The sequence below is a fragment of the Streptomyces sp. NPDC101225 genome, from assembly GCF_044767585.1.
Lineage (GTDB): Bacteria > Actinomycetota > Actinomycetes > Streptomycetales > Streptomycetaceae > Streptomyces.
This window is the reverse complement of sequence record NZ_JBIWOE010000023.1, coordinates 134,652-147,051: the sequence shown is the minus strand read 5'-3', so window position 1 is coordinate 147,051 and position 12,400 is coordinate 134,652. Positions and strand designations below refer to the sequence as shown.

The window sequence follows — 12,400 nt, the reverse complement described above, 5'->3', positions numbered from 1 at the left end:
AGCTGGCAAATCACCCCGGCCACCGCATAGCGAACAGGGGCTGCCCGGCCTACGGCCGGACAGCCCCTCACCAAGATCTTCATGAGCCTTCTAGGCGTCCGTGGCGGCGCCGGTGAGCGTGACGAGTGCCGTGACGCCGGTGACCTCGAGGGGCTCGTCGCGGGCGTCGGTGATCAGTGCCGCGTCGAAGCGGCCGAGGACCGGGCCGGACGCCTCGAAGACCGCGGAGCCGTCCAGGACGACCGCGAGCAGCGTCGTGCCGGCGGGAGGGGTGAGCGCCACCCGGTCGCGGACGATCTCGACCCGTGCGGTGGCCCGTCCGCGCCGGACCATGACGTTGAGATCGACGAGGCCGCCGCCGAGCAGCCGGCAGTCGGTGGCCGCCTCCCCGGGGAAGGGGAAGGGGACGTACGGCTCGGCCACGGTGTGCGGGGTGCCGTCGACGGTCAGCACCATGCCGGGGCCGTCGACGAGGGTGATGATCCGGTCGACGTCCTCGAAGCGGGAGAACGGGCCCGGCTCGGCCACGTCGGCGAGACTGACCCGCCACGCGAAGTCCGGCATTCCTGCCCGGACGGGGGCCGAGGCGACCTCGCGGGTCAGCCCGCCCCCGTTCTTCCACGGCACGGCCGGGCGCTCGTCCGCTCTCAGCACGTGCACCGTCATCCCACGCTCCCTCCTCGTCCGGGGCCCGGCCCCGGTGCGCGCCGGTCGTCCGGCCCCGCACCAGCATAGGGAGCGGCCCCGTGCGCCAGGCACGGGGCCGTGGGGTCCCGGCCGGGACCAGAACCCCACGGCCCGGAGGTCACGTCTCGCGGCTCACGGACCGGAGGCCGTGCGCCGGATCACCCGCGCTCTCCCGGCCTCCCCGCACGTCCCTCGAGTTCCCGCTCCCTGGCGGCCAGTGCCCTCCCCAGCACCTTCTCCCGGTAGGGGTTCGCCGTGCCGAGGGCCTTGGCCACCTCCACGGCCTCGTCGAGCAGGGCCAGCCGGCGCTCCGGCATGTCCCGCAGCAGGTCCGAGCCGCTCTCCTCCACCAGGACGTACGCCAGCTTCGATCCGTACACCTCCGGCTCGGCCTCGGTCAGAAGCCGGTAGATCCACAGGCCCTCGACACCTCGTACCACCCGCCGGTTGGCACTGAGCAGCCTGACCCTCGCCAGCACAACCATGTCCCGATCCATCGATCCCCTTCGTCCCGTCCCTCCCCGGCCGGCGCCTGTCCCGCGGCGAGACAGCACGGCGAACGCACCGGCATCCGTGGGCGGATGCCGGCACGTCGGCCGGAGCGTGGATGACGACGAGTGTGCGGGCGGAGCACCGCCCGCAACAAGACCTGGCGGGCGTGCGCTACGTCCTACCGAAAACGTCTCCGACCAGGCATGATGGACCTGACACTCACTCAAGGCCCGTCCGGGGCCCACGAGACGCTCCCCGCTAGCGCCGTGACGGCGTGCCCGGCGCGACGGGCTTCGGGCTCGGCGCCGTGCCCGGATCAGCAGGTGCCGGAAGTACGGCGATCACCGAGGCCGAACGGTCCGTGGCGTGACCCCGTCCTCCGGGAGGGGCACCTCCCGGAGGACGGGCGGTCAGTCGAGGCAGAACTCGTTGCCCTCGACGTCCTGCATCACGATGCACGACTCGTTCTCCTCGTCGGCGAGGAGCACCCGTACCTGTACCGCGCCGAGCGCGACCAGTCGTGCGCACTCCGCCTCGAGCGTGGCCAGACGCTCCTCCCCCACAAGACCGGTGCCGACCCGGACGTCGAGGTGCACCCGGTTCTTGACGACCTTGCCCTCGGGCACGCGCTGGAAGTACAGGCGCGGGCCCTCGCCCGAGGGATCACCGCAGGCGAACGAGGCACCCCGCCGCTCGGGCGGCAGCGAGCGGTGGTACGCGTCCCACGAGGCGAACCCCTCCGGCGGCGCCGGTACGACGTACCCCAGCACCTCGCACCAGAAGCGCGCCACGCGCTCGGGTTCCGCACAGTCGAAGGTGACTTGGAACTTCTTGATCGACATCGGCGCACCCTAGCAGGGGCGCACGAACCGTCGCCCCCGCCGCGTCGCCGAACCGGGCGGCCCCTAATATCGTTTCGCATTCTCCGACGGAGAGGAACGTTCATGCGCGCCCGCACCATCGGCGCGGCCACCGCAGCAGCACTGGCTCTGGTGGCCGGCCGCGATCTCGTCCAGAAGAAGCACGCGTTGCTCCGGAACTTTCCGGTGATCGGGCACGCCCGATATCTGCTGGAGACGATCGGGCCGGAGCTGCGGCAGTACATCGTGACCTCCAACGAGGAGGAGCGGCCGTTCAGCCGCGACCAGCGCACCTGGATCTACGCGTCGTCGAAGGGCGAGAACAACTACTTCGGGTTCGGCACCGACGTCGACGTCGAGCACACGCAGGGGCACGCGTACCTCAAGCAGCGCACCTTCGCCGACGCCCTGCCCGAGCTGCACGACCCGCACGCCCCCCTGCCGTCGGCCAAGGTGCTGGGCGGGCCGCGCGGGCGCGCCGGGGCGTTCCGGCCGGCGAGCGTGGTGAACATATCGGCGATGAGCTTCGGTTCCCTGTCGGGCGCGGCGATCACGGCGCTCAACCAGGGGGCCGCGCTGGCGGGCGCGATGCAGAACACGGGAGAGGGCGGCCTGTCGCCGTACCACCGCAACGGCGGTGATCTCGTGCTCCAGATCGGCACGTCGTACTTCGGCTGCCGCAACGCGGACGGCAGTTTCAACCTCGGCAAGCTCAAGGAGGTGGTCGCCGGCGCGCCGGTCAAGGCGCTGGAGATCAAGCTCTCCCAGGGCGCCAAGCCGGGGCTCGGCGGCATGCTGCCGGGCGCGAAGGTGACCCCCGAGATCGCCGGGATCCGCGGCATCCCCGCCGGCCAGGACTGCGCCTCCCCGTCGCGGCACACCGCGTTCGGTGACGTCGACTCGATGCTCGACTTCGTCGAACTGCTCGCCGCCGAGACCGGCCTGCCGGTCGGGATCAAGAGCGCGGTGGGCGAGATGGGGTTCTGGCAGGAGCTGGCCAGGCTGATGGCGCGGGGGGACCGCGGTGTCGACTTCGTGACCGTCGACGGCGGCGAGGGCGGCACCGGAGCGGCGCCCCTGATCTTCACCGACTCGGTGTCGCTGCCGTTCCGGATGGGCTTCTCCCGGGTCTACAGCACCTTCGCCGAACTGGGGCTGACCGACGAGCTGACCTTCATCGGCTCCGGCAAGCTCGGCCTGCCCGAGAACGCCGCGGTCGCCTTCGCCCTGGGCGCCGACATGGTCAACGTGGCCCGCGAGGCCATGCTCTCGATCGGCTGCATCCAGTCGCAGAAGTGCCACACCGACAAGTGCCCCACGGGCATCGCCACCCAGAACCAGTGGCTGGCCCGCGGCCTCGACCCGGCCTCCAAGGCCACCCGTGCCGCCGTCTACCTGCGCACCCTGCGCAAGGAGCTGACGAAGGTATCGGCGGCTCTCGGCGTCGCCCACCCGTCGCTCATCAAGGCCACCGACATCGAGATCCTCAACGGCGACTACGAGGCCCGCACCCTGGCGAGCGTCTACGGCTACAAGGACGGCTGGGGCGAGCTCGGCCCGCACCTCGCCGAGGGGATCACCGCGCTGCGGGCCACCGAGCCGGCCTCCGCCCAGGAACCGGTGGTCTGACGCGCGGACGGCGGCGGGCACCGTGAACCGCCGACCGGTCACGTGAGGACGGCACTTGGCCGATCGGCAGACACGCACCCTTCGTCACCCTGAGCATGGAGGCCATGTCCTCCGCCGCGCGCCGCACCGTCCACGCCGACCTCGCCACCGCCCTCGGCCTGCTCAGCGACCACGAGCTGGCGGGTGTCCTGGCGAGGGGGACGCCCGTCGGCGCCGGTATCGGCGGGCGCTCGATGCTCGTCGACGTGGACGGGCACACGGTCTTCGTGAAACGGGTGCCGCTCACCGACATCGAGCGCCTGCCCGCGAACACGGGCTCCACGGGGAACGTCTTCGAGCTGCCGTCCTTCTGCCACTACGGCATCGGGGGGCCGGGCTTCGGGGCCTGGCGCGAGCTGGCCGCGCACACCATGACGACCAACTGGGTGCTGGCCGACCGCTTCTCCGGCTTCCCGCTGATGCACCACTGGCGGATCCTGCCGGATGCCGCGCAGCCGCTCCCGGACGAACTGGCCGACGTGGAGGAGGTGGTGGCGTACTGGGGCGGTGCCCCGCAGGTGCGCGAGCGCATCGAGGCCCTGCGCACGGCCTCGGCGAGCCTCACCCTCTTCCTGGAGTACTTTCCGCACACCCTGCACGACTGGTTCGGCACCCAGCTGCGCACCGGCGACCCGGACCGGACCTGCGCCCGGGTGGAGGAGTGGCTGGGGTCGCTGACCTCCTTCCTCCGTGACCGCCGGCTCCTGCACTGCGACGCCCACTTCCGCAACGTGCTCACCGACGGCGAGGAGTTCTGCCTCGCCGACTACGGCCTCGCGCTCAGCCCCCGGTTCCGGCTCACCCGGCAGGAGCTCGCCTTCTTCGACCGGCATCGGGACTACGACCTCGTCTACACCCGGGCGCACCTGGTGAACTGGCTGGTCACCGACCTGTACGGCTATGACCGCCAGGAGCGCGAGGCCTTCGTGCGGGCCTGTGCGATCGGCGCGCACGCGGACGGCGCCCCCGGGACCGCCGCGGCGATCATCGCCCGGGACGCTCCCCTGACCGCCGTGCTGAACCGCTTCCTCGGCCGGCTGCGGCAGGAGAGCAGGCGGACGGCCTACCCGTACGAGGAACTGAGGCTGGCCTACAACAGCTCGACGCTCTCCGCGTAGTGGCAGGCGACGGGGCTGCCGCCGCCCCGGTCGATCAGTGCGGGCACCTCCTCGACGCAGGCGGTGCGCTGGCTCTCCGTGAGGCGGTCGGCGAACTTGGGGCAGCGGGTGCGGAAGCGGCAGCCGCTGGGCGGGCGGACCGGGCTGGGCACGTCGCCCTGGACGAGGATGCGGGTGCGGGCGCGTTCCTTGCGCGGGTCCGGGAGCGGGATGGCGGAGACGAGGGCCTGGGTGTAGGGGTGCGCGGGGGCTGCGAACAGGCGGCGGGCGGGGGCGATCTCGACCAGCCGGCCCAGGTACATGACCGCCACCCGGCCCGCGACGTGGCGCATCACCGACAGGTCGTGGGCGACGAACAGGAACGACAGACCCAGCTCGCTCTGCAGGTCCATCAGCAGGTTCAGGACGCCGGCCTGGATCGACACGTCGAGCGCCGAGACCGGCTCGTCCAGCACGATCACCTTGGGATGCAGGGCCAGCGCGCGGGCGATCCCGATGCGCTGGCGCTGGCCGCCGGAGAACTCGTGGGCGTAGCGGTTGCCGTGCTCGGGGTTGAGGCCGACCAGGCGCAGCAGTTCCCGCACCTCGTCCTGACCGCCGGCGGCGTAGCGGCCGTGGATGCGCAGGGGTTCGGCGACGATCTCGTGGACGGACATGCGCGGGTCGAGGGAGGCGTACGGGTCCTGGAAGACGATCTGCAGCTCGCGGCGCAGCGGCCGCATCCGGCGCCGGGTCAGCGCGGTGAGTTCGTGGCCGCCGTAGCGGACCTGGCCCGAGGTCGCGCTCTCCAGGCCGAGGACGGTACGGGCGGTGGTCGTCTTGCCGGAGCCGGACTCGCCGACCAGGCCGAGGGTCTCGTGCCTGAACAGGTCGAAGGAGACCCCGCACACCGCGTGCACGTCGCCGATGCGGCGGCGGACGACGCCGCGGGACATCACCGGGAAGTGCTTGACCAGGTCGCGGACCTGGAGGACGGGTTCGCCGCTGCCGCCGTGCCCGGGCAGCGGGGGCAGTGGTGCGGCGGCGGCCGGGGCGGGGGCGCTCATGCGGAGTTCTCCTCGGCGTCGGTCGGGGCGGCGGTGTCGGCGAAGCGGGCCAAGGCCTCGGAGTCGACGCCGACCACCTCGAAGACGTCCGCGGCGCCGGTGTCGACGAGCTCGTCGGCGAAGTGGCAGGCGCTGAGGTGCGGTTCGTGCCCTGCCACGCGCAACTCCGGTTCCCTGCTGTCGCACTGGTCACGGCGCAGGGGGCAGCGCGGCGCGAACGGGCAGCCGGGCGGCAGGTTGAGCAGGGACGGAGGGGAGCCGCTGATCGGGGTGAGGCGTGCCTCGTCGCGGTCCATCCGGGGCAGCGAGCCGAGCAGGCCGAGGGTGTAGGGCATGCGCGGGGCGTAGAAGATGTCCTCGACCGAGCCGGTCTCCACGATGCGGCCCGCGTACATGACCGAGACCCGGTCGCAGTGGCCCGCGACCACGCCGAGGTCGTGGGTGATGAGCACGAGGGCCGCGCCGGTCTCGGCGCGGGCGGTCTCCAGGGCGTCGAGGATCTGCGCCTGCACGGTGACGTCGAGGGCGGTGGTCGGCTCGTCCGCGATGATCACGTCGGGGTCGTTGGCCATCGCGATGGCGATGACGACCCGCTGGCGCATGCCGCCGGAGAGTTCGTGCGGGTAGGCGTCGACGCGCCGCTGCGGGCTGGGGATGCCGACCGTGCCGAGGAGCTCGACGGCGCGCTCGCGGGCGCCGCGGGACTTCAGGGCCGGGTCGTGGCGTCGCAGTGTCTCCGCGATCTGATGGCCCACCGAGTAGACCGGGTTGAGGGAGGTCATCGGGTCCTGGAAGATCATCGCGATGCCGCTGCCGCGCAGGTCCGACAGGCGCGCGTCGGACAGGCCGAGCAGTTCCGTGCCCTCGAAGCGGACCGAGCCGCGCACCCGGGCGGTGGCCGGCAGCAGGCCCATGACGGCGAGCGCGGTGACCGACTTGCCGGAGCCGGACTCGCCGACGATGCCCAGCGAGTCGCCGCGGTCGAGGCGGTAGCCGACACCGCGCACGGCCCGTACGGGACCGTCCTCGGTGGGGAACTCGACGCCGAGGTTCTCCACTTCGAGGACCGCGCCGGATTCCTCGCCCTTGCCGATGACCGTCACTGTCGCACCCTTTGCTGCCGGGGATCGAAGGCGTCGCGCAGTCCGTCGCCGATGAAGTTGATGGTCAGGGCGATGGCGATGATGAACGCGCCGGGGATGTAGAAGAGCCAGGGCCGGGTGTCCACCGCCGTCTGCGCCTGGGAGACCAGCAACCCCAGTGAGGTGTCGGGTGGTTGGACGCCGAAGCCGACGAAGGACAGGGCCGTCTCGGTGAGGATGCCGGTGGCCACCAGCACGGTCGCGTTGACGATGATCGGGCCGAGCGCGTTGGGCAGCAGATGCCGGAAGATGATCCGCGCGTCCGAGGCGCCGAGTGCCTTCGCCGCCTCCACGAACTCCTTCTCGCGCAGCGACAGGACCGTGGAGCGCACCACGCGGGAGACGTACGCCCAGGTCAGTCCGGCGATCACGGCGGCGATCCAGTACCAGGAGCCGTTGCTGCGCGAGGAGATGACCAGGGCGATCGCGAACAGCGGCAGGGTGAGCACCAGATCGGCGATGCGCATCATGAGCGAGTCGACCGTCCCCCGGTAGAAGCCCGCGACCGCGCCCCAGACGGCTCCGACGACGGTGGATCCGAGGGCGATCAGGATGGCGATCTTCAGCGAGGTCTGGGTACCGCGCATGACCTGGGCGTAGGCGTCGTAGCCGGAGGCGTTGGTGCCGAACGGGTGCTTCCAGGAAGGGGGCCGGGAGTTGTCCGGGGTGTACTTCTGGTACGAGTAGTGCCACAGGTGCGGGCCGATGAACGCCCACAGCAGGATCAGCACGAACACGATCAGGCTGACCATCGCGGCCCGGTGGCGCAGGAAGCGGCGCAGCACCAGCTGGGTCTGGCTGCGCTGCTTGACGGTGAACTCGTCTTCGCGGCACGGCAGTTGCGTGCCCGATCCGGGAGCCTCGATGTCAGTCATAGCGGATCCTCGGGTCGAGTACGGCGTAGAGGAGATCGGCGACGAGGTTGAACCCGATGACGACGACGGCGGAGAGCAGCAGCCACGCCATGGTCCGGTACACGTCGACGGTCGAGGCCGACTCGACGAGCATCTCTCCCATGCCGTGCCATTGGAAGATCGTCTCCGTGATGACCGCGCCGCCCAGGATGATCGCGATGTCGAGCGCGGTGACCGTGGCCAGGGGGATCAGGGCGGTGCGCAGGGCGTGCCGCACCATCACCGTGCGGCGGCGCAGCCCCTTGGCGCGGGCGAGACGGACGTAGTCGCTGTTGAGGACCTCCAGCATCGAGGCGCGGGTGTAGCGGGTCCAGGAGGCGAAGGAGACCAGGGCCAGGGTGATGGTGGGCAGCACGAGGTGGCCGACGTGGTCGGTGAACCGGTTCCAGGTGGTGTCGACCTCGAGGTACGGCGACTTCTCGCCGATGGTGCCGAGGAACTGGCTGCCGGTCTGCTCGTTGAACCAGATTCCGGCCTGCTTGAGCAGCACCGCGAACCAGAAGACCGGCATGGCGAGGAAGAGGAAGCCGAGGAAGGTGATGGTGTAGTCGGCGGCCGAGTACTGGCGGATCGCGCTGAACACGCCGAAGATCACGGCCAGGACGAGGGCGATGACCATCGCGGCGGCGACCAGGGTGATGGTCACCCTGAAGCGCGTGAACAGGTCGTGCCCGATGTCGAGGTTGGGCTGCACGGACGGGCCCCAGTCGCCGTGCAGGACGCCGGTGATCCAGTTCCAGTAGCGCTGCACGGCCGGCTGGTCGGCGTGGATGTGCCGGGCGAACGCGGCGACGGCCGCCTTGCTCGGCGGCGGCTGCCGCGAGGTCGCGAAGTTGGCGACCGGGTTGCCTGCGTTGACCACGACCAGGAACACGATGAACGTCGAGGCGATCAGGACGGGGATCGAGACGAGGATGCGGCGCACGGTGTAGGCGAGCATGCGGTCTTCTCTCGCGGCCGGTGGTGGGCTGGCTTGACGGTCGTGTCCGGTCCCGGGGTCGCCGGGACCGGACACAGGAGGGGTGGGTTACTTCTTCAGGCCCCACTCGGCGGTGTTGTAGGGCGGACCCACGTTCGTGGAGTTGTTCCGCATGTTGACGAACCGCGTCTGGACGGCGAGGAACGTCGGCTTCTGGTACAGCGGCAGGACGTAGGCGGCGTCGACCATGATCTTGTCCGCCTGGTTCAGCAGGGACGCCGCCTTCGACGGATCCGTCTGCCCGATGGCCTCGCCGATCAGCGAGTCGACCTTCTTGTCGCTGTAGCCGCCGTAGTTGCCTCCGCCGCCGGTGGACCAGTTCTGCTGGGCGCCGGAGGTCGGGAAGGGCGCCGCCACCCAGGCGAAGACGATGATGTCGTACTGGTGGCCGGCCAGCACCGTGCCGAGGTCGGCGGCGCCGATCGGCTTGATGGTGACCTTGATGCCCAGGTTCCCGAGGTCGCTCTGCAGGATCTGGCACTCGTTCTGCCGGATCTGGTTGCCGGTGGTGTAGCGGCAGTTGAAGGGGCCCACGGCCTTGCCGTCCGGTGTCTTCAGCGCGCTGCCCACGCCGGTGAACTTGGCGTCCGTCAGGTACTTCTTCGCCTTGGTGAGATCACCGGAGCCCTGTCCGGTGGCGGCGACCAGGTCCTGGTAACCGGCCTGCCCGGGCACGAAGTTGTGGTTGCCGAGCTGCTTCACGCCGGGGTCGAACTGGCCGACCGTCTTGGACACGATGTCCTTGATGCTGATCGCCGTGAACATGGCCTGGCGCAGCGCGGTGTACTTGCCGAGCACCGGGTTGTGCAGGTTGAGGTCGAAGTGCTCCCACTGCAGTCCGTTGCCGATGTTGTAGGTGACGTTCGGGATGGACTTGACCTGGTTGACCAGGTCCACCTCGGGCTGCGGGTAGATGCCCTGGACCTCGTTGTTGCGCAGCGCGGTCGGCTCCTGGGTGGCGTCCGAGATCACCTTGAAGATCAGCCGTTGCAGCGTCGGCCTGGTCGCTCCCCACCACTTGGGGTCGGGCTCGAAGGTGCCGTGGTCGTTGTCCGCCCACTGCGTCATCCTGTAGGCGCCCGCGGTCGCGTACTTGGTGGGCGGGTTCTTCTGGAAGTACTGCCAGCCCTGGGTCATCTGGGCGGCCGTCATGTGCGCTGCGTCACCGGCCTTGGCACCGGAGATCTTCTCGGCGACGTGCGCGGGGTACAGCGGGTACCCGCCGCCGAACAGCGACTTCCAGTCCGAGTAGGGCTTGGCCATCACCATCGTGATAGTCCTGCCGCCGTCGGAGGCGGTGAGGGACTTGACGCGGTCGTAGCCGGCCGTGCTCTGCGGCAGGCAGCCCTTGGTCTGGCTGGCGTCGCTGGCGGGCGGCGGCGGGCAGTCCTTGCCGTTGTTGGTGCGCCAGTAGTAGCTGAAGTCGTCGGCGCTGATCGGCGTGCCGTCGTTCCACGCCGCCTTCGGGTTGATCTTGTAGACGATGGTCTGCGGGCTGCTGCTGGTCTGCGTCGCCGAGGCCATCAGGTCCTTGTTGAGGGCGACGGTGAAGTCGGGCTGCGGCACGAAGACTTGGGGCAGGACCACCTCGAGCGCCTCGGCGTTCTCGAAGGTGTTGCCGTTGGTGTCCTGCACGTTCCACTGCTGGATGTTCTTCTCCAGCACGTAGGTGAACGTTCCGCCGGACTTGGTGGCGGCGGAGTTGCAGGTGTTGGCCTTGCCCTGGGTGTTGCAGGACGAGAGACCGGCCGAGCTGTTCTTGCCGGAACCACCGCCACCGCCGCTGTTGCTGCTGCAGGCGGCGAGAACGAGTACGAGCCCGGCGGCAAGTGTGAGTCCCCTCGTGAGGGCCGATGATTGCGCGCGCATGTCCCTCCTTCGGCCGGCGGGTGACTCCGCGGCCTTGTGGTGGCGGCCGAGCGGCCGCGAGAGGTCTGAGCTGCGCACCGACGGTAGAACTCGCGTGTACCTTATTCATGTTCCTGTTCATACCGGGATGGCGACAATTCTCCCTCGCTTTCCCCTAGGAACCCTTTACACCGGGCAAAGTCCCCTGATGGCGGGTCAGATGACCGATGGTCACCGGCGGGTCAGCCGACGGGCACTCCCGCTTCCAGGTACAGCGCCGCTCCGCGCTCGCGCGCCCGCAGGGCCCAGCGCAGCCGCTCGTAGCGCACCGGTGGCAGCATATCGGCGGCCTCCTCCTCGGTGACGAACCGCCAGTCGCGCAGTTCGGGACCGGGCAGCAGGAGGCGCGCGGCCTCGGCGGCACCGAGCCGGCCGCCGTCGAAGAGGAGACGCAGACCGCCGAAGGCGGGCGGCACCGGCGCCTCCCAGTCGACGACCAGGAGCCGGGGCACGTCGGCGAGGTGGATGCCGGTCTCCTCGGCGACCTCGCGCATGCCGGCGCGGGCGGGCGCCTCGCCGGGTTCGACGACGCCGCCGGGGAACTCCCAGCCGGCCTTGTAGGTGGGGTCGACGAGCAGCACGCGGTCCTGCTCGTCGAAGAGGAGGACGCCGGAGGCGAGGGTCTCGGCGGTGGGCTCGGGCGTCTGGACGATGTCGCACGGCGCGGCCTCACCGCTGCCGACGGCCTCCGCGATGCGCAGGGCGGCCTGATGCGCCGTCAGCGCGCCGGTGTCGACGAGGTGGGCGTCGGCGGTCAGCCAGGTTCCGAGCGCGGCGCGGTACGGCTCGATGTGATCGTGCGACCACCGCTGCACCCGCAGCTCCCCGTCCGGGAGGTCCGGCGGCACCTCCCGGCCCGCCATGCGCTCGCGCAGGATCGTTTCCCCCGGAGCGAGGAGCACGTGCCGGACCTGGATTCGGCGGGCCGCCAGACCCCCGAAGATCTCGTCGCGGTACTCCTGGCGCAGCAGGGTCATGGGGATCACGAGGGTCCCGCCGAGTTCGGCCAGCATCGCGGCCGCGGTGTCGATCACCAGCCGGCGCCAGATCGGCAGACCCTGGAAGTCGCCGACCTCGGCGAGGTGCTTGGGCGGCAGCAGGTGTGCGAGCGCCGCACCGATGACCTCGGGGTCGAAGAGCGTGCTGTTCGGGATCAGTTCGATCAGTTCCCGTGCGGTGGTGGTCTTCCCCGCACCGAACGCGCCGTTGATCCAGACGATCACGGACTCCCCCTCTTCTGTTGGCCCCCTGTGGCTTGCCCGTTCCACCCTGCCACGGAAACCAGGCCCAGTTGAGGGCGCACAAAAGGGGGCGCCGGTGCCCGCAGGGTGCGGGTGCACCGGCGCCCGGGGCTCCGGAGTCCGGTCGTCCGGTCTAGTCGAGTGCCTGGTCGGCGCCGGGGAGGGCGCCGTCGCCCACCGTGTGGGTCACGGCACCGAGGGTGTCGTCGACGCCGAGGTCGCCCTGGGCCTGGTGATCACCCAGGACCTGGTGGTCCCCGCCGTGCGAGGGGCTGATCGCCGCCACGACGAACCCGGTGGCGAGGGAGGCGATGGCCATCATGCTGCGCTTCTTCATGCCCGGTT

General features: G+C 70.6%; 12 protein-coding genes. 2 read left to right on the top strand and 10 right to left on the bottom strand.

What is annotated here, in order from left to right:
- Positions 1 to 90: 90 nt before the first annotated feature.
- From ACIRPX_RS28595 to ACIRPX_RS28585, 3 genes are all read right to left on the bottom strand, one after another.
- Entirely contained in the window at positions 91 to 666 is a 576-nt protein-coding gene (locus ACIRPX_RS28595; protein ID WP_404200442.1) for a HutD family protein, read from the bottom strand.
- 179 nt (positions 667 to 845) lie between these two features.
- Positions 846 to 1,172 carry a hypothetical protein gene (locus ACIRPX_RS28590; protein WP_404200439.1) on the bottom strand — a complete coding sequence of 109 codons (327 nt, stop codon included), beginning with the start codon at positions 1,170 to 1,172 and terminating at the stop codon, positions 846 to 848.
- A 417-nt stretch (positions 1,173 to 1,589) separates the two neighbouring features.
- Positions 1,590 to 2,021, bottom strand: a complete 432-nt coding sequence (locus tag ACIRPX_RS28585) for a VOC family protein (protein WP_404200436.1) — start codon at positions 2,019 to 2,021, stop codon at positions 1,590 to 1,592.
- A 102-nt stretch (positions 2,022 to 2,123) separates the two neighbouring features.
- Between ACIRPX_RS28585 and ACIRPX_RS28580 the strand changes: the two genes are divergently transcribed.
- Both ACIRPX_RS28580 and ACIRPX_RS28575 read left to right on the top strand, forming a co-directional pair.
- Complete coding sequence (locus ACIRPX_RS28580; protein WP_404200433.1) at positions 2,124 to 3,668, top strand: FMN-binding glutamate synthase family protein; 1,545 nt, start codon at positions 2,124 to 2,126, stop codon at positions 3,666 to 3,668.
- 104 nt (positions 3,669 to 3,772) lie between these two features.
- Positions 3,773 to 4,825, top strand: coding sequence for a protein kinase family protein (locus tag ACIRPX_RS28575; protein WP_404200430.1), 1,053 nt, complete (start codon positions 3,773 to 3,775; stop codon positions 4,823 to 4,825).
- On the opposite strand, the gene ACIRPX_RS28570 is transcribed toward ACIRPX_RS28575, so the two are convergent.
- The 7 genes from ACIRPX_RS28570 to ACIRPX_RS28540 form a co-directional block, all read right to left on the bottom strand.
- Positions 4,798 to 5,871 carry an ABC transporter ATP-binding protein gene (locus tag ACIRPX_RS28570; RefSeq protein ID WP_404200427.1) on the bottom strand — a complete coding sequence of 358 codons (1,074 nt, stop codon included), beginning with the start codon at positions 5,869 to 5,871 and terminating at the stop codon, positions 4,798 to 4,800. The two genes, ACIRPX_RS28575 and ACIRPX_RS28570, sit on opposite strands and share 28 nt — an antisense overlap.
- A complete protein-coding gene (locus ACIRPX_RS28565; protein WP_404200424.1) occupies positions 5,868 to 6,974 on the bottom strand; it encodes an ABC transporter ATP-binding protein in 1,107 nt (368 codons plus the stop codon). The genes ACIRPX_RS28570 and ACIRPX_RS28565 overlap by 4 nt, the downstream gene beginning before the upstream one ends.
- On the bottom strand, positions 6,971 to 7,888 hold the full coding sequence (locus ACIRPX_RS28560; protein WP_404200421.1) for an ABC transporter permease: 918 nt from the start codon (positions 7,886 to 7,888) through the stop codon (positions 6,971 to 6,973). The genes ACIRPX_RS28565 and ACIRPX_RS28560 overlap by 4 nt, the downstream gene beginning before the upstream one ends.
- Complete coding sequence (locus ACIRPX_RS28555; protein WP_404200418.1) at positions 7,881 to 8,867, bottom strand: ABC transporter permease; 987 nt, start codon at positions 8,865 to 8,867, stop codon at positions 7,881 to 7,883. The genes ACIRPX_RS28560 and ACIRPX_RS28555 overlap by 8 nt, the downstream gene beginning before the upstream one ends.
- A gap of 87 nt (positions 8,868 to 8,954) precedes the next feature.
- Positions 8,955 to 10,775, bottom strand: coding sequence for an ABC transporter family substrate-binding protein (locus tag ACIRPX_RS28550; RefSeq protein ID WP_404200415.1), 1,821 nt, complete (start codon positions 10,773 to 10,775; stop codon positions 8,955 to 8,957).
- Positions 10,776 to 10,996: 221 nt separating this feature from the next.
- Complete coding sequence (locus ACIRPX_RS28545) at positions 10,997 to 12,037, bottom strand: NUDIX domain-containing protein (RefSeq protein ID WP_404200412.1); 1,041 nt, start codon at positions 12,035 to 12,037, stop codon at positions 10,997 to 10,999.
- Between the two features lie 151 nt (positions 12,038 to 12,188).
- On the bottom strand, positions 12,189 to 12,392 hold the full coding sequence (locus tag ACIRPX_RS28540; RefSeq protein ID WP_404200409.1) for a hypothetical protein: 204 nt from the start codon (positions 12,390 to 12,392) through the stop codon (positions 12,189 to 12,191).
- Positions 12,393 to 12,400 lie beyond the last annotated feature (8 nt).